At 37.7% G+C, this 25,257-nt stretch carries 21 protein-coding genes; 9 read left to right on the top strand and 12 right to left on the bottom strand.

The window, feature by feature from the left end:
- Nucleotide 1 precedes the first annotated feature (1 nt).
- On the bottom strand, nucleotides 2-4,726 hold the full coding sequence (dnaE, locus tag PERMA_RS10760) for a DNA polymerase III subunit alpha (RefSeq protein WP_012675738.1): 4,725 nt from the start codon (nucleotides 4,724-4,726) through the stop codon (nucleotides 2-4).
- Between the two features lie 182 nt (nucleotides 4,727-4,908).
- On the opposite strand from dnaE, the gene PERMA_RS04490 reads away from it, so the two are divergent.
- Complete coding sequence (locus PERMA_RS04490; RefSeq protein ID WP_012676828.1) at nucleotides 4,909-5,346, top strand: DUF2267 domain-containing protein; 438 nt, start codon at nucleotides 4,909-4,911, stop codon at nucleotides 5,344-5,346.
- Here PERMA_RS04490 and bioA read toward each other — a convergent pair whose 3' ends face one another.
- Together bioA and PERMA_RS04480 are read right to left on the bottom strand one after the other, a co-directional pair.
- On the bottom strand, nucleotides 5,347-6,711 hold the full coding sequence (gene bioA, locus PERMA_RS04485; protein ID WP_041530883.1) for an adenosylmethionine--8-amino-7-oxononanoate transaminase: 1,365 nt from the start codon (nucleotides 6,709-6,711) through the stop codon (nucleotides 5,347-5,349).
- On the bottom strand, nucleotides 6,701-7,522 hold the full coding sequence (locus PERMA_RS04480) for a CheR family methyltransferase (RefSeq protein WP_012676690.1): 822 nt from the start codon (nucleotides 7,520-7,522) through the stop codon (nucleotides 6,701-6,703). Before PERMA_RS04480 ends, bioA begins: the two co-directional genes overlap by 11 nt.
- A 61-nt stretch (nucleotides 7,523-7,583) precedes the next feature.
- Between PERMA_RS04480 and PERMA_RS04475 the strand changes: the two genes are divergently transcribed.
- Complete coding sequence (locus PERMA_RS04475) at nucleotides 7,584-8,225, top strand: hypothetical protein (protein ID WP_012676944.1); 642 nt, start codon at nucleotides 7,584-7,586, stop codon at nucleotides 8,223-8,225.
- A 77-nt stretch (nucleotides 8,226-8,302) separates the two neighbouring features.
- Nucleotides 8,303-9,574 carry a hypothetical protein gene (locus PERMA_RS04470; protein WP_012676709.1) on the top strand — a complete coding sequence of 424 codons (1,272 nt, stop codon included), beginning with the start codon at nucleotides 8,303-8,305 and terminating at the stop codon, nucleotides 9,572-9,574.
- On the opposite strand, the gene tpx is transcribed toward PERMA_RS04470, so the two are convergent.
- Nucleotides 9,538-10,041, bottom strand: coding sequence for a thiol peroxidase (gene tpx / locus PERMA_RS04465; protein WP_012675428.1), 504 nt, complete (start codon nucleotides 10,039-10,041; stop codon nucleotides 9,538-9,540). The genes PERMA_RS04470 and tpx overlap by 37 nt on opposite strands.
- Nucleotides 10,042-10,179: 138 nt before the next feature.
- On the opposite strand from tpx, the gene PERMA_RS04460 reads away from it, so the two are divergent.
- From PERMA_RS04460 to PERMA_RS04450, 3 genes are read left to right on the top strand one after another with little or no spacing between them, the layout of a single operon-like run.
- Nucleotides 10,180-10,746, top strand: a complete 567-nt coding sequence (locus tag PERMA_RS04460; RefSeq protein WP_012676158.1) for a class II aldolase/adducin family protein — start codon at nucleotides 10,180-10,182, stop codon at nucleotides 10,744-10,746.
- A gap of 56 nt (nucleotides 10,747-10,802) precedes the next feature.
- Nucleotides 10,803-11,267 carry a YbhB/YbcL family Raf kinase inhibitor-like protein gene (locus PERMA_RS04455; RefSeq protein WP_012676520.1) on the top strand — a complete coding sequence of 155 codons (465 nt, stop codon included), beginning with the start codon at nucleotides 10,803-10,805 and terminating at the stop codon, nucleotides 11,265-11,267.
- Nucleotides 11,268-11,270: 3 nt separating this feature from the next.
- A complete protein-coding gene (locus PERMA_RS04450; protein WP_012676727.1) occupies nucleotides 11,271-11,816 on the top strand; it encodes a YbhB/YbcL family Raf kinase inhibitor-like protein in 546 nt (181 codons plus the stop codon).
- Here the strand turns inward: PERMA_RS04450 and PERMA_RS04445 are convergent, their stop codons facing one another.
- Both PERMA_RS04445 and PERMA_RS04440 read right to left on the bottom strand, forming a co-directional pair.
- On the bottom strand, nucleotides 11,817-12,371 hold the full coding sequence (locus PERMA_RS04445) for a precorrin-2 dehydrogenase/sirohydrochlorin ferrochelatase family protein (protein WP_012676308.1): 555 nt from the start codon (nucleotides 12,369-12,371) through the stop codon (nucleotides 11,817-11,819).
- 2 nt (nucleotides 12,372-12,373) lie between these two features.
- On the bottom strand, nucleotides 12,374-13,066 hold the full coding sequence (locus PERMA_RS04440; RefSeq protein ID WP_012675658.1) for a type 1 glutamine amidotransferase: 693 nt from the start codon (nucleotides 13,064-13,066) through the stop codon (nucleotides 12,374-12,376).
- 180 nt (nucleotides 13,067-13,246) lie between these two features.
- Between PERMA_RS04440 and PERMA_RS04435 the strand changes: the two genes are divergently transcribed.
- Genes PERMA_RS04435 through PERMA_RS04425 form a run of 3 tightly spaced genes read left to right on the top strand, consistent with a single transcriptional unit; the run spans nucleotide 13,247 to nucleotide 18,945 of the window.
- The gene (locus PERMA_RS04435; RefSeq protein ID WP_012675845.1) at nucleotides 13,247-15,163 is read left to right on the top strand and encodes a nitrite/sulfite reductase; all 1,917 of its coding nucleotides are present in this window, start codon (nucleotides 13,247-13,249) and stop codon (nucleotides 15,161-15,163) included.
- Nucleotides 15,153-16,472: an MFS transporter gene (locus PERMA_RS04430; protein WP_012675460.1), complete on the top strand. Its 1,320-nt coding sequence runs from the start codon at nucleotides 15,153-15,155 to the stop codon at nucleotides 16,470-16,472. Before PERMA_RS04435 ends, PERMA_RS04430 begins: the two co-directional genes overlap by 11 nt.
- A 1-nt stretch (nucleotide 16,473) precedes the next feature.
- Nucleotides 16,474-18,945 carry a nitrate reductase gene (locus PERMA_RS04425; protein WP_012675233.1) on the top strand — a complete coding sequence of 824 codons (2,472 nt, stop codon included), beginning with the start codon at nucleotides 16,474-16,476 and terminating at the stop codon, nucleotides 18,943-18,945.
- Here the strand turns inward: PERMA_RS04425 and PERMA_RS04420 are convergent.
- Genes PERMA_RS04420 through PERMA_RS04395 form a run of 6 tightly spaced genes read right to left on the bottom strand, consistent with a single transcriptional unit; the run spans nucleotide 18,942 to nucleotide 25,255 of the window.
- Entirely contained in the window at nucleotides 18,942-19,286 is a 345-nt protein-coding gene (locus tag PERMA_RS04420; protein ID WP_012676140.1) for a gamma-glutamylcyclotransferase family protein, read from the bottom strand. The genes PERMA_RS04425 and PERMA_RS04420 overlap by 4 nt on opposite strands.
- The gene (locus tag PERMA_RS04415) at nucleotides 19,283-19,894 is read right to left on the bottom strand and encodes a tetratricopeptide repeat protein (protein WP_012675881.1); all 612 of its coding nucleotides are present in this window, start codon (nucleotides 19,892-19,894) and stop codon (nucleotides 19,283-19,285) included. The genes PERMA_RS04420 and PERMA_RS04415 overlap by 4 nt, the downstream gene beginning before the upstream one ends.
- A gap of 9 nt (nucleotides 19,895-19,903) precedes the next feature.
- Nucleotides 19,904-20,758, bottom strand: a complete 855-nt coding sequence (locus PERMA_RS04410; protein ID WP_015898847.1) for a hypothetical protein — start codon at nucleotides 20,756-20,758, stop codon at nucleotides 19,904-19,906.
- A gap of 9 nt (nucleotides 20,759-20,767) precedes the next feature.
- On the bottom strand, nucleotides 20,768-22,852 hold the full coding sequence (locus PERMA_RS04405) for an urea transporter (RefSeq protein ID WP_012675477.1): 2,085 nt from the start codon (nucleotides 22,850-22,852) through the stop codon (nucleotides 20,768-20,770).
- A 7-nt stretch (nucleotides 22,853-22,859) separates the two neighbouring features.
- The gene (locus tag PERMA_RS04400) at nucleotides 22,860-24,215 is read right to left on the bottom strand and encodes an alanine racemase (RefSeq protein ID WP_012676517.1); all 1,356 of its coding nucleotides are present in this window, start codon (nucleotides 24,213-24,215) and stop codon (nucleotides 22,860-22,862) included.
- The gene (locus tag PERMA_RS04395; RefSeq protein ID WP_012675252.1) at nucleotides 24,215-25,255 is read right to left on the bottom strand and encodes an ATP-grasp domain-containing protein; all 1,041 of its coding nucleotides are present in this window, start codon (nucleotides 25,253-25,255) and stop codon (nucleotides 24,215-24,217) included. The genes PERMA_RS04400 and PERMA_RS04395 overlap by 1 nt, the downstream gene beginning before the upstream one ends.
- Nucleotides 25,256-25,257 lie beyond the last annotated feature (2 nt).

Here is a 25,257-nt window from a genome sequence, read left to right as displayed (position 1 = left end):
ATCACTCAAAAAAGTACTCATCAGGAGACAGAACATTTGATATCTCCTGTTTAAAACTGTCATTTATATCAACGTAGTAGTCTGAGTGAACAGCTATCTCACAGAAAAACTTTCCTTCCTCAAAAACCTCAATAATAACTTCTTTGTCGCCTCTGTACTTTTCACATATCTCCCTTATCTTTAATGCAACCCCATTCAGAGCTTTTTCTTTTGGGAGTCTGAACTTAACAGTTCTCACCTGTTTATTTATATTTTCTATAGGTTCAACAGATAACGCGTTCATTGATATCCTCTCCTGTTCCTCACTTATTTCTACAGTTCCTTCAATTATTACAATCCTGTCTTCTTCCAAGAATGATGTGTCTTCCATCTTTTCGGTAAATACCCTCACATCTAAAATCCCTGTCTCATCCTGAACGGTGAGAATAGCCATTGTACTTCCAGATCTTGTCTTTTTCTTCTTTATATCGGATATAACACCTGCTATTCTCACCTTATCTCCTGTTTTCCTTTCAGCAAGGGAGTTAATCTTGATAACATACCCCTGAAGCTCTTTTTTGTATGCGTTTAATGGATGCCCTGAGATATAGAAACCTAACACCTCTTTTTCAAAGTTAAGTTTTTCCTTCTCTGATATCGGTTCTGCATTCTCATAAGCAAACCCGTTACCGTCTTCAATCTGGGGCATAAGTCCGAAAAGGGAGTTCTGACCTGATGCTTTTTTCTCTCTTGCTTTCTGTCCTGCCGATAAGGCTCTGTCAACAGATGCAAGCATTACACCTCTGTCAACACCTGAAAAATCAAAGGCACCTGCCTTTATAAGTGCCTCAAGAACTCTTTTATTTAAAGCTTTTGAATCCATCCTCTCAGCAATATCAAAGATATCCTTGTAATCCCCATTCCTTTCCCTTTCCTCAACTATGAGTTTTGCAGACTGTTCACCAACATTTTTTATCCTTGAAAGACCAAACCTTATCTTACCTTTATCCTCTATACTGAAGTTTGACCTGCTTCTGTTAATATCCGGTGGAAGTAGCTTTATACCAAAATCTTCCATATCAAGTAGAAGGTTTAAAAACTTGTTGTCGTTATTCTCTATGGAGAGTTTAACGGCGAAAAACTCTTCAGGATAGTACGTTTTTATGTATGCAGTCCAGTAAGTAAGATACGCATATGCTGTTGAGTGCGATTTATTAAATGAGTAAGATGCAAACTTCTCTATATCATCCCACAGTTTCTCTATCTTAACTTTATCAAATCCCCTTTCAACAGCTCCTGATATAAATCTGTCCTTCATCTTTGCCATAACATCAGCTTTTTTCTTACCTATAGCCTTTCTGAGTGTGTCAGCTTCTGCCATTGTAAATCCTGAGAGGATATTGGCCATGAACATTATCTGTTCCTGGTAAATACAGTTGTGGGAAATAATGTTGTTTGCTATAAAGTTGTGGGTTCCTTCTACTTCTATGTCATAAACATGCTCTTTTCCCGCATACTCTATTTCTCTTATAGGAACAAATCCTATATCCCCATCCATAAGTTTTAAAAGCTCTTCATCTTCAATAACAGGTGCGATTTTCTCTATTACACTGCTCTTGATAAACTGCTGTTTTCCGTTAAAGAAGTTGTTTCTTTGAATTCCTGTAAGTCTGGAAAACTCTCTCTGGGAAATTCCATTTTCTTCGCAGAATGCTTTTACTTTTTCTAATGCAATATCTTTTAGATAGAAAGAGTTATCTGATACCTCTCTGGTTAAATTTCTGGCTTTTTGTGAAATCATATGTGGAAGGATATACTTTTTAAAGTTTTTAAGGTCATAAACCGTTACCTGGTATGAGGTTTTGTCGTCGTAGTAGGATTTATAAATATTAGCCTTGATACCAAGTCTTAAAAGAAGGTAATAAAGTCCATAAGCCAGGTCCTTTGATATCGTTTTGATGTGGGCCAGTTTTTCTCCTATATAGCCATCACAGTCCCAGTAGTAGGCTAAAAACTTACTTATACTTTCTTTATTCAGTTTAAATACAAACTCGGGTATAAACTTCTCCTCTGATTTTTTGTGGAATAGACCAAGTTCTTTAAACCAGTTTATTAATGGATTGCTGTGGTATCTGTTTCTTTCTTTACTCACAATATATATATTCCATACATCCCTTGCCCTTAAAAACTCTTTGAAACTTACATTATCAAAGGCCCTTTCTACAGATACTTTAAAAGCTTCTATCAGTGTTTTATCTTTGTTTACAAAACTTATGGAGCTTTTTGCTAAATAGCCATCTGCAAGTAAATAGGCTAAAACTCTTAACTTGTCCTCATCAGATTCTTCTCCTTCTACATCCACATTAACAGGAACTGCAAGCAGGTCCTTTTCCGCCTGTAACTCTCTCACCGTTTTCCAGCCAAAAGGTGTAAGAAATTTATGGTCTGCTGTTGCCTTTATTTCAAGGCCATTCTGGAGGGTTATCTTATAAACGTCTTTTATACCGTTGTCAAAGCAGTGGGTTATCTTTCCCTTTTTGAGTCCGTTGTCTGAAAGGTCTAGGGTAAGGATCTCTTCATCAATAAGATCGTTTTCAACGATCTCTTTTATAGTTTTTCTGCTTCCATCTGCCATCGTTATCAGCGTATCCCCAGTCAGACAAAGCCCGTAGGTCTCTTCAAGTATCTCCTTAACCTCTTCAAAAGGATACTCAACAGGCTTTCTACCGTGCTTTCTGTCTATAAAATCATCAACCATTCCTGACATTAAAGGTCCAGGTCTGAATAACGCAAGTATAGCTATGATCTCATCAAACTTATCAGGCTTAAGTCTTACTAAAAGATCCTGCATACCCTTTGATTCAAGCTGGAAAACACCTGTTGTTTTTCCTGACTGTAGTAGTCTGTAAACATTCTGGTCATCTATAGGAAGCTTATGGAAGTTTATATCTATACCATGTCTTTCTTTGATAAGATTTTTCATATAGTTCAGTTCTGTTAACGTTTTCAGACCTAAAAAGTCCATCTTGACAAGACCAAGTGTCTCAAGTGTGTTCATATCAAACTGTGTTGCTTTAGTTCCATCCTTATCAACATATACAGGAACAAACTCATCAAGTGGACCTGGAGCAATAACGACACCTGCAGCATGAATACCTGTATGTCTTGCCAGGCCCTCTAACTTCCTTGCAAGATCAATAAGCTCCCTAACCTTCTCATCTGTCTCATAAAGCTTTCTGAACTCAGGATTAGCCTCAAGATTCTCATCTATAGTCAGTGTTGAGCCCTGAACGGGACCTGGAAGTATCATCTTTGCTATTCTGTCAGCCTCTGAATATGAAAATCCAAGGGCACGGGCAACATCCCTTATAACCATCTTGGATTTCATAAAGTTGTAAGTGATAATCTGTGCAACAGACTGCTCACCGTACTTCTCTTTAACATACTCAATAACCTTTCCTCTGTTCTCCATACAGAAATCAACATCAATATCTGGCATTGATATCCTGTCAGGATTGAGAAATCTTTCAAAGATAAGGCCGTGCTGTAATGGATCAACATCTGTTATCCCAAGTGTGTATGCGACCAAAGAACCTGCCGCACTTCCCCTTGCGGGGCCAACAGGGATGCCATTTTTCTTAGCATAGTTGATAAAATCCTGAACAATAAGGAAGTATTCAGGGAAACCCATCTGTTTTATAACATCTATCTCATACCTTAATCTCTCCCTGTACTCCTCAATTTTTGATTTTGGAAGATCTTTCTTTTCTGATAATCTTCTCTCAAGACCTTCCCATGATAATTTCTCAAAGTACTCAACCTTCTCTTCTTCAGTTGCCTCCCTGTCAAGTCCAGGTATCTGGTACTTTGGGAAAAGATAGCCTCTTGTGTCAGCTGTTTCAATCTCAACATTACATTTCTCAGCTATCTCAACTGTATTTCTTAATGCTTCCTCATACCCTTTGAACTTTCTGTACATCTCTTCAGGTTTTGTGAAATGAAGACCTGTTACCTGAAATACCTTTCCTTCCTTTTTAAGCTCTGCTACAGTTTTTTTCATCTGGAGAGCTTTAATAACATCATGGGCTTTCTGATCTTCAGGATTGAGGTAGTGTGAATCATTTGTCGCAACTATCTTGACACCTAACTTTCTGGCAAGCTCAATTATCCCTTTATTTGCAACTTCCTGTTCTGGAAGACCGTTTATCTGGATCTCAAAGTAAAGATCATCACCAAATATATCCTTTAACCTTTTTGCCTGCTGGTATGCCTCATCAAACTTTCCCTGTGATAGTAGATGGGGGATAAAACCTTTCAGACATGCAGTCTGGCATATAAGTCCCTCATGGTATCTTTCAAGCAGTTCCCAGTCTATTCTCGGTTTGTAATAGAAACCTTCTGTATAAGCCAGTGATGAAAGCTTCATAAGGTTTTTAAATCCTGTTTTGTCCTTTGCGTGTAGTATAAGATGGTAGTTTTTATCAGAAAGTATATCCTCTGATCCCTTCCCTTTTTTCTCAAACCTGTTAGATGTGAAGTATGCCTCCATACCTATGATAGGCTTTATCCCTACCTTCTTCATCTCCTGGTAGAACTGGACAGCCCCGAATATATTTCCGTGATCTGTCATCCCAACAGCTTTATATCCGTACTCAACAGCTTTCTGTGCAAGCTCGGGAATCTTGATTGCACCGTCTAACAGTGAGTAATGGGTGTGTAGATGTAAATGGACAAAATCTCCTGACATTCCGTTACCTCAAAAATTTTTTGGAAGGGAATATACAATCTATAAAATTTTTTCGTTTAAATCAATCTGGAAAATTAACATAAGATTAACGGAGATATAAAACATATTTCGTTATTGAATTAAGTACATTCCATTCATATATTTAAAATTAGAAAAAATAATATAACAAGGAGGGTTCAGAGATGAACTTTGAGAAATACGTTGCAAACGGAAATCTGTTTTTAAAAGAGCTTGCTGAGGAACTTGGAGTTCCCGGAGATAAAGACAGAGCAGGAAGAATTCTAAGAGCTGTCTTACACGCCTTAAGAAGAAGATTAACTCCTGAGGAGTTTCTGGACCTTCTTGCACAGCTACCGATGTGTATAAAGGCTATAGCTGTTGATGGCTGGAGAATTACAGAAAGCCCTGATAAGTCTATCAAGCATGTGGAAGATCTTATCCACGCAGTAATGGAAGAGGATAGAAGAACAGCAGCAAGAGATCTTGGAAATGAGCAGCATGCAAAAGAGGCTATAAAGGCTGTTATAAGGGTTATAAAAAGACATGTTTCAGATGGTGAAATAAAAGATGTGGAAGCTGAACTCCCAAAACAGTTAAGGGAGTTTATAGAAGAAGCTTAATTATACCTCTGTAACAGCCTTAATACTTTCTTTAAGACTGTCTAAAAAGTAGTTGAGCTGGTCTTCCGTTATAACAAGGGGTGGCATTATAACCATTACATCGCCAAGGGGTCTTACCCATATTCCCCTTTTTAACATCTCTCCTGCCACCTTGAAGCCTGTTCTCTCTCCATAGGGGAAAGGCTCCATACTTTTTCTATCCCTGACAAGCTCTATACCAGCCATAAATCCGTACTGTCTTACATCACCAACATGTTTCAGGTCCCAGAACTCTTTTAATCTCTCTTCAAGAAGTTTTATCTTTGGCTGTAGTTTTTTCAGTGTCTGTTCCTCTTCAAAAACCTCAAGATTTGCTATAGCAACACTGCAGGCAAGAGGATTTCCTGTATAAGTATGTCCGTGGTAAAAATGTTTAGCCTCTCCAAACTCACCTAAAAACTCGTTGAATATCTCATCTGTGACCAGTGTTGCAGCAAGTGGGAGATAGCCACCCGTTATACCTTTTCCTAAAGCCATAATATCAGGCTCAATACCTTCCTTCTCACAGGCAAACATATAGCCTGATCTTCCAAATCCGGTAGCAACCTCATCCACAATCATAAGTATGTTATACTCATCACATATCCTTCTTATCTCCTTAAGATAACCTTTAGGAAACGGCAGTATTCCAGCAGCTCCCTGAACACCACCTTCCAGAACAAATCCTGCTATCTCCTGATGATTTTTGAATATAAACTCCTCAACCTCCTCAATAAGCAGTTTTGTTGTGTCATACTCAAGGGCCTTTTCCCTTCCAGCTTTCTTAACAGCCTCAAGGTAAGGTGACGGCATCTTGTAAACATCAAAAAGAAGAGGTCTGTACTTCTCATGAAATATATTTATACCCCCAACACTTACACTCCCGATAGTATCACCATGGTATGCCTCAGAAAGGGTTACAAACTTATTTCTCTGAAACTCTCCCTTATTATGCCAGTAATGGTATGCTATCTTTATCGCTATCTCCATAGCCTCAGCACCATCCTCACTGTAAAAAACCTTTCTCAACTTTGGTGGGGCTATATCAATAAGGTTTTTGGCAAAGACAACAGCAGGAACATTTGATGCTCCCAGTGTTGTAAAGTGGGCTATCCTGTTAACCTGATCTATCAATGCCTGATTTAGTTTCGGGTGGTTATGTCCGTGAACATTACACCAAAGGGAAGATACGCCATCAAGATATCTATTTCCATGTATATCATATACATAAACGCCCTCTCCACGCTCAACGATAACATTTTCCTCTTCTCTATAAATCTTCATCTGTGTAAAAGGATGCCAGAAGTACTCCTTATCCCATTTTTCAAGGTAACTTTTATCCAACATCTTCTTCCCTCTCTAGTTTTTTGTATATGTAACTTCCCTTATTAAACTCCCTTTTAAAATTTTTAAACTCTCTCACCGTATCAGCGTGCCCCAGAATAAGGACTCCATCATCCTTTAAAAGTTTATAAAAAATATCCATAGCCTTCTGTTTGTACTCCTCACTGAAATATATAAACAGATTTCTACAAAGAATAAAATCAAACTTACCAAGTGTAAAGATTCTATCAGAAAAAAGATTTATATTTAAAAAACTGACATATCTCTTATAAATATCCTTTATCCTGTATACATTACCGTCAACACGCTCAAAATACCTGTCCAGCACACTTTCATCAACATTCATCATGCTTCTAAATGAAAAAACACCCTTTTTCGCCTTCTCAACAGCTTCTCTGTTAATATCAGCCCCTACTATCTCAAAATTTGATGGATCAACCCCTTTCTCAAGTAAGAATATTAAAAGTGAGTAAACCTCCTCACCAGATGAAGAAGGAATTGAAAGTATTCTTACAGGTTTCTTTTTATCTTTCAAAAGATCATAGATGATCTCAAAATGATGTTTCTCTCTAAAAAAGTATGTCTCATTAACAGTGAGAAAATCTATGAGTTTCTGCATCAGATTATCGCTATCCTCAAGGGCTTTTAAAAAAGAACTGCAGTCTCTGAATCCCTGTTTTCTAAGAAAAGTATCAATCTTTCTCTTTGCTATATCCCTTTTAGTTTTAAATACAATACCTGTTTCCATATAAAACAGATCAAGAATCCTATCAAAACAATCATTAAATGAAACTCTGTCTATTAAATTTGTCATACAACTTCCTTTAATTAGATGTTTGAATTTAGTTCAAAAATTATACAACAGGGAGATATAAATGAGAGTAATAGAAAAGGACTGTTTCATATATATAGAAACGGCAACAAAAACTTTAAAGCTTGGATGGATACTTAATTCAGGGTATCTGAAAGGAGAGTCTGAGTTCCTTATAGGAACGAAAGAAAAAATAAAGGATAAAAAAGATCCATTAAGATATCTAAACAGGGTTAAATGGGCTATCTTCAATGGAATTACAGGTGAACAGGTTACAGAATACCACGACTGGATCTCTCCCCTTGGACTTGTTAAGGGACAGTCAGGATTTTTCAGGGTAACAGAAGAAGGGAAAGAGGCGTTATTCACCCTTGAAGGCAGGAAAACTGAGTGGTTTGATAAGATAAGAGACAGGGGAGCCTTAACGGGAGAAAGCTGTTATTTCTGGGGGAAAAGAGATGGTTATTATGCCCTTTACAACATCAATACTGGTGAAAAACTGACAGATGATTTCAAGTCATCAGTTATTGCAGGAGCCGTAATAGGAAAGTCAGATTATGTAATCGGAAGTTACGGAAATGAGATCTTTTTTATCTACGATCTTAAAACAAAGAAAAAAGTATCAGACAATTTTGATGAAGATAGGCTGATCCAGATATTAAAGAATAATGAGGATCTTGAAAGTGAGATAAAAAAGAAGGTTTAAAAAAATACACCAGGATTTATATTAATTAAAAATACAGCACTCTATCTGCCTCCCGTGTCAAATTTTAAGGTATTGTTATGTCAGATCTCTTCAGCTTCTTTTTTAAAGAGTTTATTGAATCAAGAAGAAGATACAATAAAATTCTTATTGGAGGGCTTTTCTTTGCCGTTTTTGGATATGTATACATACTTGAACCTTACTTCTCATACCAGTCCCAGAAAAGATCACTTGAAATAACCCTTAAGATTCAGCTTACTGAGGTTGAGAAACTTGAAAAAAAGATAAAAAAACTTCAGAAAACCATATCAAGATCTGTTATTTCCTACGAGGATCTTGAAAACAGAATTGATATATTTCCTTACGAACTTGCAGGTGCCATCATTGATTTCAAGGAATACTTTGGATCGGAGAATAGGGAACCACCTGATCCCGGTATCACAGAAGAAGACTACGAGTATTTCAAACATCTTTCAGGGGTTAAAGAGGCTGTTCTATGGTATGTTGATAAATGGTACAGAAATATGTTCAAGATGGCGGATGAGGAGATAATAAGACCTCTAAACAGAACCTCTATGGAAATCGGTATAGACTCGAAAAATCTTTTAAAAATTTATAACTCCACATTCAGATCTTTTGAGAGTTACTACAGATCCCTTGATGAAAATTTCTGGAAAGATTATGATCTCATAATTGAAGATAGGAGTGTGATAGCTGAGAAAATCTCATCCAGTTTCAAACAGACCGTCAGGATATTCCTGGAAGAAATTAAAGATTACCTTGATCGGTTCAGAGGATATCTCGATAGAGAAAGGATAAAAGCCGATAAACTCAAAGAAAAGATCAATGAGGTTAATCTACATGAAGAGAGTCTGAAAAGAAAGTTAAGTACAATAGATTCACCAATAGGTAAACTTCCGGTAAATCTTACAGATTTTATAAAAACATTTCCGGTTATAGTAAGTCTTATAACACTGATTGTATACCTGAATTTCAGGAAGATTATAAGCTTGAAGCAGATTTTAATATCACTATCCGATTCAGAAGACAGGCTTTACAAAATATATTATCTAACAGACAGTTTCATATTTAACAGGTATTACCTGATTTTGATTTTTATTGTTCAACTTTTAATATATCTGAGATCTGTATATCTGATTTTGAGCCAGAAGGATCTATTCATACTGATTACTGGAAACATTAATAAAGTAGAGTTCCTTTTTTACTCTGTGGTTTATCTAGCAGGGTTTTTATTTTTTATTTACATTCTGTCTATGATTATAAGTGAGAAGGGGCTTGAGAGCCCCTACAGATTTTATAAAGATTTTAAGCAGGCTAAAACATCATCGTAGTTTGGTTCTTCTGTTATCTCAGGAACGATCTGTTTGTAAACAACCTTTCCTTCACCGTTAACAACAAATACAGCTCTTGCTAAAATTCCCTTTAAAGCACCTTCAGCTATAAGAACACCGTACTTTTCCATATCTCTGTATCTGAAATCAGATGCTACAGTGATATTTCCTATGTTAAAAGACTCACAGAATCTTTTCTCAGCAAATGGAAGATCCATTGAGACAACTGTTACATCAACATCAAGTCCTGCCAGAATGTCGTTGAACTTTTTAGTTTCAGCCTCACAGACAGGTGTGTCAAGTGAAGGGACTGTAATGATAACCTGAGTCTTTCCTGTAGCTCCACCTATTGTTTTTTCTGAAAGGTCTGAAGCTACCACCACAGCTTCAGGAGCTCTGTCTCCAACATTAATTTCTGGACCTGCCAGTGCAACTGCGTTTCCTTTTAATGTTACTGTTGTAGCCATGTATTTTCCTCCTGTTTTTTATTTTTGTTTTAAAATCTGTGAAAAAGATACCTGAAAAATCAGCTCTATTTTATGATTTTTATCAAATGAGAAATGTCATAAAATAGAAATATCACAGCACATTGAAGGGAAATAGATATGAATGGAGAGATCATTAAAGAGATAATATTTACAGGGGAAGTTCTTTACAGGGAGGGACTGGTAAACAGTCATGCAGGGAATATATCAGTCAGAGAAGGTGACCACCTTTATATAACAAAGACAGGGAGTATGCTTGGCTACCTTAAAGAAGATGATATAGTAAAACTTCCTATATTTTACGAAACTGTAAAGGACAGGATAGCATCAAGCGAGCTTATAGTTCACAGGGAGATATACAAAAATACAGAGGCTAAAGCTGTAATCCATGCACATCCTGTTCATGCAGTTGTGATAAGTTTTTTAACAGAAAATATTTTTGTACCTGTAGACAATGAAGGAAAGCTTTTTGTAGGGGAGGTCCCTATTCTCGACGTTGAAAAACCAAGTGGTTCTAAAGAACTTGCTGAAAAACTTTCAGAAACCTTCAAAAATCAGAATAAAAAAATCGTGATAGTTAAGAAACATGGGAGTTTTGTTATAGGAAATAATCTTAATCAGGCTCTAAAACTCACATCTGACCTTGAGTTCTGCAGTAAAGTATTTTATCTCCTGAAAAAAAGATAGAAAATTGCAAAAAAAACTATAGATTTAGTATTATATCCGTAACACAGGAGATAAAAATGGAACCTATAATTGTAAAAAGCATGTCCTTTGATGAGGGAGAGCCTATCCCTGTTGATTATACATGTGATGGTATGGACATTTCCCCTGAGATAGTCTGGGACAATGTTCCTGAAGAAACAAAAAGCTTCGTTCTCATTATGGAAGATCCGGATGCTCCTATGGGTGTCTTCACACACTGGGTAGTTTACGACATCCCATCCTCTTTAAGACTTCTCCCTGAAAACTTTCCAAAAGTTCCGCAGATAGACGGAATAAAACAGGGGATTAATGATTTTGGAAGAATAGGTTATGGTGGACCCTGTCCTCCCAGGGGAAGTACCCACAGGTATGTTTTTAACGTTTACGCCATTTCCGTTGTTTCCCTCGAACTTCCTACAGGTGCAACAAAAAAGATAGTTGAAGAAAGGATGGAAGGTAAAATACTATCAAAAGGAAAATTAACAGGAATATACGGGAGGTAGCAGATGTTAAGGATCATAGGCTTATTTATTATACTTATCACTTCTCTATACTCTGTGAAAGCTGACGAGAACAACTTTGGTAAACCTTCATTTTTTATAAGGACTTCAGCTTTCATGGAAAACGGATTTATACCCCGTAAGTATACCTGTGATGGTATGAATGTTTCTCCTGATCTTTTCTGGGGAGATTTTCCTCCTGATACGAAAAGCTTTGTAATAATAATGGAAGATCCGGATGCTCCTATGGGTGTCTTCACACACTGGATAATTTATGATATCCCTTATACAGTTACTGCATTAAATGAGAACATTCCAAAAACACCTGTGGTCAATGGTTACATGAAGCAGGGAATTAACGATTTTGGAAGGATCGGTTATTTTGGGCCGTGTCCTCCAAAAGGTATGCCTCACAGATACTACATAAGAATTTATGCCCTTGATATTCCTGTATTGGGTCTTCCTCCAGGAGCTGTTAAACAGGATGTTATGTACAAAATGGAAGGTCACGTTCTTGCACAGACACATATAGTGGGACTTTACGGAAGATAATCAGCCGAGCTTTTCCTGTATTATCTTTTTTATAAGCTCCTGTCTCTCCTTTCCTTTCTCTTTAGTCTGTCTTATATTGGAAAGCTCCTCAAGTATATCTTCCAAGTTCTCAGGAAGGCAGTTTTCAATGATCTCCCTTATCTTTGCAGATAAACCTGGAGCCTTTCCTGAGGTTGTTATCCCTATAACTATATCACCTATCTTTACGTAAGCTGGAAAAATAAAATCACAGTACTCAGGACTGTCAACAGAGTTCACGGGAATCTTAAGATCTCTGCAGTACTTAAATATCTCCTTCTGAAGATCAATATTATCAACCGCTACTATCACCATTTCTTTATCTATCAGATCCTCTTTTTTAAATGATCTCTCTATTACTTTTATACCGTTTTCTGTACATATTTTTCTAACATCTTCCGATACCTTTTCTGCCACAACAGTGATATTTGGGGAAAATGGTATCAGTTTCTCTATCTTTCTCAGTGCAACATTCCCCGCACCAACTACAAGAACCTCCTTGTCTTTAAGATCAACAAACATAGGAAATAAAGCCATCTCTAATCCTCAAATCTGTCCATAAATCTGTAAAGTAATTTCTCTATTGTGTTGAAATTATCCTCTCTAGAAAGAATATACTCAGGAGACTGTATATATATGCCCTTTTCCTTTAGCTCCTCTTCTGAGTTTTCAATAAGTCCCTTTGCAGTCTGTAAATCTGTCTCCAAATGAAACTGTAAACCTACAACACGGTCTTCATAAACAAAAGCCTGATTTTCACAGGCCTCAGATCTTGCCGTATGGACAGCTCCATCAGGTATCTCAAAAGTATCACCATGCCAGTGGAAAGCTGTAAATCTTTCAGGAAGATCTGAGAAAAATTTTGATTTTTTCCCTTCAGATGTAAGCTGAACATCAAACCAGCCTATCTCCTTGTATCTGTTTTTGTAAACCTTTCCTCCAAGAACATCAGCGATAAGCTGAGCTCCAAGACATATGCCAAGTATCTTCTTTCCCGATTTTATAGATCTTTCTATAAATTTTTTCTCATCTTTTAACCATGGGTATTCATCCTCATCATAAACACCCATGGGTCCTCCTAAAATAACAAGAAGATCAAATGAGCCTATATCAGGAAAAGGATCATTTAAGAAAAGTTTTGTTCCCTCTATCTGGTGCTTTTTATAATCTGCCCATCTGTAAATATTTGCCGGCGTCTCAAAATGGACATGCTGTATGTAGTGTATCCTCATCCTTCCCTCACTGCACAAAATTAGTGCATCTGCACTTAATTAGTCCAGAGTGTTAATCACAATTATACATCTTATTTCCTTTTTTTTCAGGAATTTCAATATTTAGAGAGGATTCTTTTCTTTTGGCACGCTTATTGCTAAATAGCTTTTAAAGAAAAAAAATATGAGGACTGAAGTTGGATGGAAAGGTTAATTAAAATAAGCGAGGAGAAGAATAAAAGATTAAATAAGATAGAACAGCTTAAAGAGCGGTATTCAGCAGAAGAAGCTTTTGAGAGAATTAAAATTTATGCACAGAAAGGATTTTCATCAATACCTGAGCATGATCTTAACTTCTTTTTAAAAAATTTCGGTATCTTTTACAGACCTTCAACACCTGAAAGATTCATGATAAGGGTAAGAGTTCCCGGTGGAAGATTAAAAAAAGAACAGGCAATAGAGATAGGCAGAATAGCCAGGGAGTTTGGAAGAGATTATATAGATATAACAACACGTATGCAGGTTGAACTCAGGTATATAAGGATAGAGGATATTCCGGTTATATTAGAGAGACTTGAATCTGTAGGAATAACAACATACCAGACAGGTGTTGATAACTTCAGAAATATTGTTCAGGATCCTTTAGATGGACTTTCATTTGATAATGTTATAACTACATGGGATATTCTCCAGAAAATCCAGTCTATCTTCTTAAAGAATCCAGAATGGCTTTGTAAACTACCAAGGAAGTTCAATATCTCAATAAATGGAAGTTTCTCAAACAGATGTAACGCTTTTGGTCATGATCTCTGTTTTGTATTGGCTGAGAAGAATGGGATTTTTGGTTTTAACGTGTACCTCGGGGGGAAGGTGGGAGAAGTAGCAAAACCAGCAGATCTATTTTTAACTGGGGACCTTGTCCCCACTTTTTTTGAAGGTGTCGGGAAGATATATAGAAAATACGGTTTTAGGGACAGCAGAAACAGAAACAGAATAAAGTATCTGATAGATGCTGTAGGTATGAAAGAGTTTATCAATGCTGTTGAGAATGAGATCGGTATTGAGTTTCAAAAATCAGGAAGAACCTTAACAGAGTTAGATGGAGGAGATCACCCAGAAAAAATCCAGCTAAAAGATGGAAGTTTTGCTGTTCATGTTGTTGTTCCTGCCGGTATATTTTCCGGTTCTGATCTTTTAGAAGCGGTACGTATCATTGAGGAAAACGGAAATGGAGAGATAAGATTTACCGTTGAACAGAACTTTTACATTACAGGGATAAAAGATCCTGAAAGCATAAAAGATTACCCACTGTTTAAAAAATACAGAAACAGATCAACAGCCTACTTTACAAACCTTACTGCCTGTGCAGGAACAGAGCACTGCCCGTTTGGCATCATCCCAAACAAGCCAGATGCTATAAAACTGGCAGACTACCTTTCTGAAAAATACCCACTGGACAGCAGTGAAGGAAAGATAAGAATGTACTGGTCCGCCTGCCAGAAAGGATGCGGTATTCACGGAATGGGAGATCTGGGTTTCGTAGGTGTAAAGTTCAAAAAGGACGGAAAGGTTGTTACAGGGGTTGATATTTATTACGGTGGAACGGTTATAGGTGAGAGCACAGAAGGAAAGCTCCTTCTCAGATCCATCCCATTAGATCAGATAAGCTCCTACATCGAGCAGATTGTAAAGATCTATATAGAGCTGAAGAAAGAGAAGGAAAGTTTTGAGAAGTTCTACAAAAGGGTTTTATCAAGAATATCTAAAGAGGCTTTAAGATTTATAATCATATTTAACAATCTGATAAAGAATGATTATCCACAACTATCTTTAACGGTCAACAGTTCAGTTTTAAACAGATCATCTGAAGAGGAAGAGATATTTACATTGGGATTTCAGCTTTACAGGAGAGCCACAGGAAAAAACCCTTATTCAAGGAATAACATACTTGAGATATACGATCAGCCGGAACCTGAACGCCCCTCAAAACTGAATCCTTACATCCCAAAAAAATTAGAATCAGTGATTCTGAGAATGATCACAAAGGACAACAAAAAAAGATACAGGGTTTTTACAGAGATAGAAGAAGACCTGAAGGAGGTTTTTTATGGAAAGTAACAGTTTCAGGATCAAAGGTAGTCCTATGACAGGACTTATAATGGCAACATTTGGATTTTTTATAGGGTTTGCAGCTGTCTCACTGTACGGACCTGTTGCAAAAAATCTGAAAGAGATCTTAGGGCTTTCTGGTTTTTTACTTGGACTTCTCGTTGCAGCACCTAATCTCACAGGTTCTCTTTTAAGAATACCTTTTGCAGCATGGGTGGATAAGGCTGGTGGAAAGATACCATTAACAACACTGCTCGTACTGTCTGTTATAGGTATGGGAGGTTTATCTACGCTCCTATACTTCTACTACCCTAACCTTGAACCATGGATGTACTGGCTTATACTATTTTTCGGTTTTTTAAGTGGATGTGGTATAGCCACTTTTTCAGTGGGAATCGCCCAGACAGCTTACTGGTTTCCTGAAAATAAACAGGGTTTTGCACTTGGGATTTACGCAGGTGTGGGAAATCTTGCTCCTGGTCTCTTTGGACTTGTTCTCCCCTTTGCTTTAAAAGAGATCGGACTAACAACATCATATATACTCTGGTTTGGTTTTTTACTTGTTGGAACTGTTATTTATATCCTTTTTGCAAAAGATGCCCCTTACTTCCAGCTAATCAAATCTGGTATCCCAAGGGATGAGGCTATAATCAGAGCAAAGGAAAAAGGACAGGAACTTATACCAACAGGCAGTCTTATTGAATCCCTCAAAAACTCAGCAAGACATATTGAAACATGGGCTTTAGTAGCATTATATTTCACCTCTTTTGGTGGTTTCCTCGCTCTGACAGGCTGGTTTATCGTTTTCTGGGTTGAGAGCTATGATATGGAAGTGAGACATGCAGGACTTCTGATGGCCTTTGGTTTTTCCTTACTCGCCTCTGTTATAAGGATTTTCGGCGGATGGATGTCTGATAAGATCGGTGGTGAACTCGTCTCAATAGTTGCTTTTGGAATGATACTGATAGGCGCTCTTATCGTTATATCAGGTGGAAATACAAACTTCTCAGTCTCTCTGGCAGGTGAGATCTTAATGGGAGCAGGTATGGGTATTGCAAACGGTGCTGTTTTCAAACTTGTCCCCAAGTATGTTCCACATGCTACAGGTGGTGCTGCAGGATGGGTTGGTGGTCTGGGAGCATTTGGGGGATTTGTTGTTCCACCTATACTGGGCATTTTTGTCCAGAACTTTGGTATCTCAGGTTACTCAAAAGGTTTTATAGTTTACGTTCTTCTATCTGTTATGGCAATTATCATATCAGGACTACTATGGAAAGCCTACGGAAAAGAGATAAACAAGCCGATTGAGGAGCTTTAAGATGAGTGAGATTCTCGCAAAAGCCCAGTGCCCTTACTGTGGGGTAGGATGTGGTCTGGAGATCTTTAAAGACAGAAAAGGAAGAACAAAGATAAGAGGTGATAAAAAACATCCTGCAACATCAGGTGACCTCTGTCTAAAGCCTGTACCATATCCCAAGGTTATGGATATTGGACGTGTTCCATCCCCACTTTACAGGGAGAATAAAAAAGAACAGTTCAGAGAGATAAGCTGGGAGGAGGCATTTGATATAATCTCTGAAAAACTGACCCATAATAAACCAGATGAAAACTACTTCTATATATCAGGCCAGCTAACAACAGAGGACAGCTACGTTATAAACAAATTTGTTAAAGGGTTTATAAGAACAAACAATATAGATGCAAACTCAAGGCTGTGTATGGCATCAGCTGTTATGGGATACAAACTCTCTTTTGGCTCTGATGGTGTACCTGGAAGTTATGAGGATATTGATGATTCAGATGCCTTTGTATTCGCAGGATCTAACGCAGCATGGACACATCCTGTACTCTTTAAAAGGGTTCTGAAGAGAAAGAAAGAGTATCCTGAAACCAGAATAATAGTTATAGACCCTGTTAAAACAGCAACAGCAGATAAAGCTGATATATGGATTGATATAAAACCTGGAACAGATACGGTACTTTTTAACAGTGTTCTGTACTTACTTAACAAAAAAGGATGGCTTGATTACGGATTTATAAAAGAACATACTGAAAACTTTGAAGATGCTATAGATGAAGCAGAGAGATACCCTCCTGATATAGCAGCTCAGATATGTGGTATAAAAGAGAGTCATATATATAAACTGGCAGAGATCTATGCTTTCAGTAAGAAACTGATCTCTTTCTGGACTATGGGGTTGAACCAGTCTTCAAATGGAACGATGAAAAATATCTCCCTGATAAACCTTCATCTTGCCACAGGCAGAATTAATGAGAAAGGCTGTCCGTTCTCACTTACAGGTCAGCCAAACGCCATGGGTGGAAGGGAGGTTGGCTATCTTGTTAACGGACTTCCAGGATACAGGGATGTGAGAAATAAAGAGGACAGGGATTTTATGGAGAGATTCTGGAAGATTCATGAAGGATCTATAAAAGAAAAACCTGGAGTAACCGCTGTTGAAGCTGTTGAAAGAATGATAGATGGTGATATAAAGCTCTTCTGGATTGTCTGTACAAATCCTGCCGTTACCATGCCTAACCTTAATAAATTCTGGAAAGCTTTAAGAAATACATTTGTGATAGTTCAGGATGCCTATCTGACTGACTCTGTTGATTATGCAAATTTAGTCCTTCCTGCAACACAGTGGGGTGAGAAAGAAGGTGTGATGACAGGTTCTGACAGAACCATAACATACAACGGCATATTCAGAGATCCTCCACCACAGTGTAAGCACGACTGGGAGATATTCTGTGAGGTAGCAAAAAGATTAGGCTGGGAAGAACATTTCAGTTATAAAAGCTCAAAGGAAATATTTGACGAGTATAAAAAGACAACAAAAGGCAGGCTGTGTGATATCTCTGATTTCAGTTATGAAGACCTTCCAAAGAGATGGGGTGAAAGATGGCTATACAGGGACAAAAAGTTTCCAACCCCATCCGGAAAGGCAAAGTTCAACAGAGCTGTTTTTAAAGAACCTGAAGACAGGGTAAAGTATCCATACTCTTTTATCCTGACTACAGGAAGAACAAAAAAGCAGTGGCACACAATGACCAGAACAGGAAAATCCCTTGAACTGCTCAGAGACGAGGCCGAGCCTTACATACTGATAAATGAGAAGGATGCTTTTGAACTTGGTATTGTAGACAATGACTACATAAATGTAAGATCAAAGAGGGGACAGATCTATATAAAAACAAAGGTTGGAAGTATCAGAAGGGGTGTTCTTTTTGCACCCTTTGGATACGGAAAGATCTACCATTTCCCTACAAACATCCTTGTTTCAGATGCTGTAGACCCTATCTCAAAGGAACCTGAACTTAAGTTCAGCTCCGTTTATATGAAGGCAAGGAAGAAAAGGATATACAGACTTTCAGATGATACATACCAGAAGGTAAAGAACAGCTTTAAAGCCGTTGAAAGATTCCTGGATGATGCTTTAGAAACAGGATTTCACAGTATAAAAGATAAACTTGGTATGGACAGCGAAAGTGTTAAACTTTTAACAATGAAAACAGGAGAGCTAATAAGACTTTTCATACTCAATCCTACAGACTGGGAAAAAGCTATGGTTTTAAATGAAGAGATAGCATCTATTTATATCTCACTAAACTTCCAGCCTGAATACCAGAGATCCCTGACTGAAAGCTTTTCAAAAAGTATGGAAAGGATATTTGATCTTGATAAAGATGAGCTTATAGCATGGGAATACACCTACGAGTTTTTATTCCACGGTATATTTGAGATAGTTAAGAGATACTACGAGGATAGGGAGCTAAGAAAGCAGGATTAAAATCTGCCTGACTTTATCTCTTTTAGCCCTTCCACTTTTCCCCTGTAAATATAGATATAACACGGTATTATCCCTTTTTCTGTCTCAACATTTTCAATCTCCCTTACATATAGACTCCCTTCATCCTCAACCCTGTCTATAATCTTAAGAGTTCTTTCATCTATCTTATAAACCTCACCATAAACGATACCATCACCTTTCACAACAGCCGGATACCATGAAACGAGATACATCCTGTATCCTTTTACAAAACCTTCAGATACGAATCTGGAATTCTTTAGATAGTGATGAAGTCTGTAGCCCCTTTTTAACGTTCCATAAACGAAAAGGTGGTCTGTCATCTTAATTTTTTCAGGTACTCCTTTGCTGTTACATTTTCAGGATCAAGTATGAGTATATCCTTAAAAAGATACTCAGCCTGTTTTTTATCCCCCTGATAAAACCTTACAAGAGCAAGCTCAGTTAGAAAATTAATATCTGTAGGATATAAAGAGAGCATCTTATTTATAACCTTTACAGCCATATCATACTTTTTCTGCATCCTTAAGACAAAGGACAGTCTTAGATTTCCATAATAGTTATAAAAATCTGTGTTAAGTATCTGGTAGCATATCTTCTCAACATCTGTATACTTCCCCTGGGCTAAAAGGGGGAGCGTGTACCCCAGTTTCGCTTCAACAGATGACGGGATGACCTTTAAAGCCTTCTCATAATGGTATATGGAGTTTGCGTAATTCTTATTAAGGTAATAAAGCCATCCAAGTCTGAGATTTACAGTGTAACCTTCAGGATACTCTTTATACACGATCATGATTGATTTTACAGCATTCTCAAAATCCCCAACCTTTTCATACTGGTAGGATCTGTAGTAGGCATCTTTTATCTTTTCATAATCTAAAGCGTAAGAAAAAACAGAAAGTATAAGTAAGATAGATATGATTCCTCTCATCACATTCCTCTAAAATGTTGTTCCCACCGTGATCACAAATATACTCGCCTTACTCTTTAAAGGACTCCCTGCTTCTTTAAACTCTGTTCTGCTGTACTTTCCTGTAAAGCTCATATTTTTACTTAAGATATACCTAAGGTATAAAGAGTATCCTCCTGTGTATTTTTCTGAAAGATTGTAAACGATAAAGCCGTGGTTCTTAACGGCGAATGACTGCTCCCCAGCCCATAAAGAAAAACCTGCTGTAAGACTGCCGTAGTAATAATCTAAACTTCCCTCTGTTGAGTAAAAGCTCTTACCGAACCCTGTATTATCAGACAGCTGTATCAGATAAGCTTTAAGTCCCGCTGTAAAACTTCCATAACTGTAGTAGTCACCAAAACTGTAGCTTATACCAGGTGTTATCTGGAAAACTGATAATCCCTTTTTACCAGTTGAGTAATCAGGATAAAATGAGTAGTTAATATCAAAACCTGCACTGTACCTGTAAGGTATGTAATACTCATAGCCTAATGTGAATATACTTCCCATATCTGTATTTTTATCATCTGAGAATATACGGTGGTATCCAAATCTTATCTTTCTGTTCATAAAGGAGTAGTTTGTATAAAGAAGAGTAAGATCAAACTGGTTCAGATCAGGCTGAGTCAGATACTTTATGTATGTGTAATCTATCTCCCCTTCTAAGGAGTGTTCAAGCCCTACTCCAAGATACCAGTAAACACCTGCTGTCATACCTGAATCTCTTATTGAGCTGTCATACTGTATAGCACCTGTATAAAAAACTGTATCAAATCTGTAAGCTGTTCCTGCTGTTGAAAGTGTAAATAATGAAAGAAAAACAGCTATAACCCTTCTTACCATAACGAACCTCTACTTGTACTCTGTTTTTACAAGTTCTAACTCTATATCATCCGTTCTGACACTTTTTATACCCAAAAATTCGTCTAACTCAACATAAAAATCTTTCCTCATATTAAGTATGCTTGATCTTACAGACCCTTTTATCTTTCTAATATCAAGAAACTCCCCTGTATATTTTACATCTGCAAAATCATGTTTAAAAGAGCTTATAAAAAGTATGACTGAATTTTTAAGCTTTCCTGTTACTATCTTTAAAGGTATATGGTCTTCCCATCTGATACCCTGCCTGTAGAACAGAGGTATCTTAGGTAAAGCTTCAAAGAGCAGTTTAAGGTATTCATCATCACCATCAAGCCTGAAAAAGTAAAATGTTCCCTCATACTTTCCAAAGTAAAGCTTTCCCTTACCTGAATCAAAATAAAAAGTTCCGTCAGGGGACATCTTTACAGTGATCTTAAGCCTTTCTTCCTCTTTTCCCTTTTTTAAAACCTTATACTCAAAGGAGTTATCAAGGACGAATGAGAACTTAAGTTCAAGAGTTTTATCTGGGAATACAGGCTCCACAACGCTTCCCTCATCAGGAAGATCGTTTGAGTAAAATCTTCCATCAGATATGAAATTAACAAAACTGAAGGGAACTGTATATCCTCCCACACTGTCAGACAGCTGTACCTGAATATGAATATGTGGCTGTGGGGAGTAACCTGAATTTCCACACAGTCCTATATAACTTCCAACCTCAACCCAGTCCCCCTCCTTTACCTTTACTGATCTGTATGAGAGATGGGATATCTCAACATAAAAACCTCTCGGATCGTGGATAATAACAAGATTTCCCCAGCTGTTCTCCCTGTCCACCTGACCTATAGGATTATCAGGAAGATCATTTATGACCTTTACAACCCTTCCTCTAACAGGGGATAAAACAGGTTTTCTGAATGCATAGTAATCCTCAAGTTCAAGACCTTCATTCCTGTAGGTCTTCCCTTCCTCATCTGTTATAACAAAATCGTAAGCATACCTCCATCCACCTTTATGCGTCCATCTTCCATTAAAACCCTGATACACAGTCCATCTGCCTGAGAAAGGCAGGTGTAGAGTTCTTTCAGACCCTTTATATCTCTTAAGGTTGGTAAGGTAAAAATCAAGTGTCTCTTCAGGTGTTTTCCTTATTATCCTTGCAACAAAAGGGAACCCAACGATACCTAAAACATATATGAATGTTAAGGTGATAATATTAAAAGGAAGTGTAAATGCCGGTATGCCGTACAATGCCCAGAAGGTTTTTATAGCTGAAAGAACAATGGTTGAGGTTATAACACCTGTTAAAGCAACAAAGTAGGACCTTATAGATGGTATAAGAAATATACCTCCAAGTGCCATTGATATCAGTATAAAATTAAAATGGCTTATATCTGAAAACGCCTGGTAGAGAGAGCCTGTCAAGATACCTGAGGCAAAAGTTCCGCTGTAGTAACCGATAACTGACAGGAAAAAGAGTATCCTTGAGATATAGAAGATCACAAGGGAGAAGATAAAACCTGCAAGTATGTCAGGTAAGAAAAGTATCGTCCCAAGGGATTTAAAATAACCTGACACCCATACAGGAATATAGTTTTCAAGAAAGGAAAAATTTATGTGTGGATAAAGGGAGCTTACAAATAGGTTTGAGTAGTTTGAAACAGCAAGGTATATTGTTGAGCTTATAACAACAAAAGGTATACTGAGTATTGGTAGCCTGAGATAGTATGAGAAAAGGCTGAAAAGCATAACAGAAAAAACGAAAGTCAAGATCCCTGAAGCAGCTATAAAGAACACTGTAAGAGGTGTTATCTTGAAAAGATACCCGATGGACAGTCCAACAAGGAGAGGATTATAGGTATAAAATCCTGATGATAAAAACTCCTTTTCCATCTTAAGAAATCTTGCAAATATGTAAGCTGAGAAAAGTGCTATTATACCTGCTACACCGATATTTGGGTTCAAAAATGTGAGAAAAAACAGAACTGATCCGGCTAAATAGTTCTCAAAGAAAAATATCTCAGAGTAACTGTTAAAGATAGCTTTTATATCCTCTTTTATCTTTACTCTCATAGATCCATTACTGATTTATTCTAAGTTTTTCAGGTAATCTCTCCCTTCTTTCAATATCGGAGATATCTTCCCTTTCTCTGACTATCTCAACAGATCCATCCTCCATGATCATAACAACATTAGGTCTGTACTCAATGAACTGCATCCACTGTGTGTTGTTGTATGCTCCTACAGGTGATATGATCAGTCTTGTTCCCCTCTCAAGAGGTGGGAGCATCGTTCCATCGTCTATAACATCTATATTCATACATAAAGGTCCGTATATAACGGAAGGCTCGTTCGTCCCCTGAACTTCTCTGTCAATCTCTATATTGAACTTATACCAGAAAGCTGTAAAAAGGATGTTCACTCCAGCATCAGCTATGTAAGCCTTCCTTCCGTCTGGAAGTCTTTTTGATGCGAATATGGTGGTTATAAGATACTCAGCCTCATCTATAATTGCTCTTCCCGTCTCAAGTATAAGCTTTGGAAAGTCTCCAGGTCTCAAATTTGAGTACAGAGCCTCAGTTATCTTTTCAGCATACTCCTCAACTGAAGGAACGAGAACATCCGGTGGAAGATAAGTTCCCTTCAGTTTGTTTTTAGAAGGGAATCCACCACCTATATCAAGATACTCTATCTTGAAACCGAAGTTATCCTCTATCTCATATGCAAGTTTAACAAGCTTCTCAACTTCCTTTCCGTAAGCTTCTGGCTCAAGTATGAATGTTCCTATATGTGAGTGAAGCCCATTCAGAACAAGCTTTCCACCTGTTGCTATCCTTTTTACAGCATCTAAAGCCTGTCCCGTTTCAAGATTAAACCCAAATCTGTCCCACTGTGGGTGTATACCGGTGTCCATATTCACCCTTATGGCTACCTTTATCTTTTTTCCCAGTCTGTCTGCAATCTTCTCAAGATCAATTATCTCATCAAAATGATCTATATGTATCATTGCCCCTTCAGATGCAGCCTTTTCAAGAATATCCAGGGTTTTGTGAGGACCGTTGAATATTATATTCTTACCATCTATACCGAGATTTCTCGCTTTCTCATACTCAAAGGCTGAGACAACCTCAGCTATAGCCCCCTCCTGATGGAGTACTGAGCAGACAGCCTTTAGATAGTTTGTTTTGTAAGACCAGCCAAACTGGACGTTAGGGTATCTTGATGAGAAGGCGTTGTATATCTTTCTGTATCTTTCCCTCAGTTTTCTTTCAGATATCACAAATAGAGGGGAGCCGTACCTTTCAACAAGTTCAGAAACGGGAACGCCGTCTATATCCTTTCTTATCTTTCTTGCATAAAGGGGAGAACCCCCAAATTTATTCATAAAACCTGTCTCAAGCTTTGTTATAACAGGCTTCTCATAAACCTTTTTCATCAGCTCTCACCTCTTGTTATTATTCTCTGGAATCTTTCCATATCTGTAACAAGATCATCTGTGTACCTTACATAAAGCTTCCCGGCGGGATAATCCTTATACTGAACAACAGGCATTCCAAACGCTTTTCTTATGATATTTGCAGGTATGTTCACACCAACACCTGTTGCGAAGTAAGACCATGCCGGAAATCTTGGGTTTATCTCTATCAGGTAAACCTTATCATTTTTCAGATCAACAATACACTCAAGCTCAAAGGCCCCCCTCCACCCAAACTTTTTTATAAACCTTTCAGCTGCTGAGAGCATCTTTTCATTCTTTATGGTCACACCTGTCCATATCTTGCCAAGCTCTGTAATCCAGATCTTTTTTATACCTACCATTCCAAGTGATCCCCCCTCTCCATCACCTGCACCAACAACATTCATCTCCTCACCTGTAACAACCTGCTGAACAATCACAGGATAACCCCACTGTGCAACGATCTTATTAAAGTAATTTACAGCCTCCTGTTTTGTGTAAGCTCTGTAAGCCTTGTAAAATGCCCCTTTTACCATAACAGGAAGTCCTATCCTATCAACAGCTTTTAAAAGCTCGTCAACAGATGAGACAACCTCAGATTCTGGAATATCTATACCTATACTAACTGCTATCTCCTCAAGTCTGTCTTTCCCTCTCAGTTTAAACTGCTCAAGTGTTGGGAGAAATGTTTTTATCCCATTTCTCTCAAGCTCATCGGCATACTTTATAAGGACAGGAAGCTCAGAGTCTAAAACTGACATAAAAAAATCAAGACCGTTATTTTCCTTTATGTAGTAAAGTCTGTTTATGAAGGCATCATGTCCTCCCGATGGGTAAGGCATTATGAAAGACCTATCAACTATCCAGTCCATGTATATCCCAGGTTCCATAGCATCATATGCAAGACCGATGATCTCAGCTTTAAAATCTTCGGCTTCCTTCAGGCTTTTTGCAACACCGATGCCGGGACCCGGATTGTCAACAGCATTTACCCCTGAAACACCTATCTTAATATCCATAC

The sequence above is a fragment of the Persephonella marina EX-H1 genome, from assembly GCF_000021565.1.
Taxonomy (GTDB): domain Bacteria; phylum Aquificota; class Aquificia; order Aquificales; family Hydrogenothermaceae; genus Persephonella; species Persephonella marina.
The sequence above is the reverse complement of the archived record's forward strand: the minus strand, read 5'-3'. Positions and strand labels throughout refer to the sequence as shown.

Coding starts and splice junctions, on each gene's coding strand:
- dnaE (WP_012675738.1), bottom strand. CDS start 4,726: ATGTCAGGAGATTTTGTCCATTTACATCTACACACCCATTACTCACTG.
- PERMA_RS04490 (WP_012676828.1), top strand. CDS start 4,909: ATGAACTTTGAGAAATACGTTGCAAACGGAAATCTGTTTTTAAAAGAG.
- bioA (WP_041530883.1), bottom strand. CDS start 6,711: ATGTTGGATAAAAGTTACCTTGAAAAATGGGATAAGGAGTACTTCTGG.
- PERMA_RS04480 (WP_012676690.1), bottom strand. CDS start 7,522: ATGACAAATTTAATAGACAGAGTTTCATTTAATGATTGTTTTGATAGG.
- PERMA_RS04475 (WP_012676944.1), top strand. CDS start 7,584: ATGAGAGTAATAGAAAAGGACTGTTTCATATATATAGAAACGGCAACA.
- PERMA_RS04470 (WP_012676709.1), top strand. CDS start 8,303: ATGTCAGATCTCTTCAGCTTCTTTTTTAAAGAGTTTATTGAATCAAGA.
- tpx (WP_012675428.1), bottom strand. CDS start 10,041: ATGGCTACAACAGTAACATTAAAAGGAAACGCAGTTGCACTGGCAGGT.
- PERMA_RS04460 (WP_012676158.1), top strand. CDS start 10,180: ATGAATGGAGAGATCATTAAAGAGATAATATTTACAGGGGAAGTTCTT.
- PERMA_RS04455 (WP_012676520.1), top strand. CDS start 10,803: ATGGAACCTATAATTGTAAAAAGCATGTCCTTTGATGAGGGAGAGCCT.
- PERMA_RS04450 (WP_012676727.1), top strand. CDS start 11,271: ATGTTAAGGATCATAGGCTTATTTATTATACTTATCACTTCTCTATAC.
- PERMA_RS04445 (WP_012676308.1), bottom strand. CDS start 12,371: ATGGCTTTATTTCCTATGTTTGTTGATCTTAAAGACAAGGAGGTTCTT.
- PERMA_RS04440 (WP_012675658.1), bottom strand. CDS start 13,066: ATGAGGATACACTACATACAGCATGTCCATTTTGAGACGCCGGCAAAT.
- PERMA_RS04435 (WP_012675845.1), top strand. CDS start 13,247: ATGGAAAGGTTAATTAAAATAAGCGAGGAGAAGAATAAAAGATTAAAT.
- PERMA_RS04430 (WP_012675460.1), top strand. CDS start 15,153: ATGGAAAGTAACAGTTTCAGGATCAAAGGTAGTCCTATGACAGGACTT.
- PERMA_RS04425 (WP_012675233.1), top strand. CDS start 16,474: ATGAGTGAGATTCTCGCAAAAGCCCAGTGCCCTTACTGTGGGGTAGGA.
- PERMA_RS04420 (WP_012676140.1), bottom strand. CDS start 19,286: ATGACAGACCACCTTTTCGTTTATGGAACGTTAAAAAGGGGCTACAGA.
- PERMA_RS04415 (WP_012675881.1), bottom strand. CDS start 19,894: ATGAGAGGAATCATATCTATCTTACTTATACTTTCTGTTTTTTCTTAC.
- PERMA_RS04410 (WP_015898847.1), bottom strand. CDS start 20,758: ATGGTAAGAAGGGTTATAGCTGTTTTTCTTTCATTATTTACACTTTCA.
- PERMA_RS04405 (WP_012675477.1), bottom strand. CDS start 22,852: ATGAGAGTAAAGATAAAAGAGGATATAAAAGCTATCTTTAACAGTTAC.
- PERMA_RS04400 (WP_012676517.1), bottom strand. CDS start 24,215: ATGAAAAAGGTTTATGAGAAGCCTGTTATAACAAAGCTTGAGACAGGT.
- PERMA_RS04395 (WP_012675252.1), bottom strand. CDS start 25,255: ATGGATATTAAGATAGGTGTTTCAGGGGTAAATGCTGTTGACAATCCG.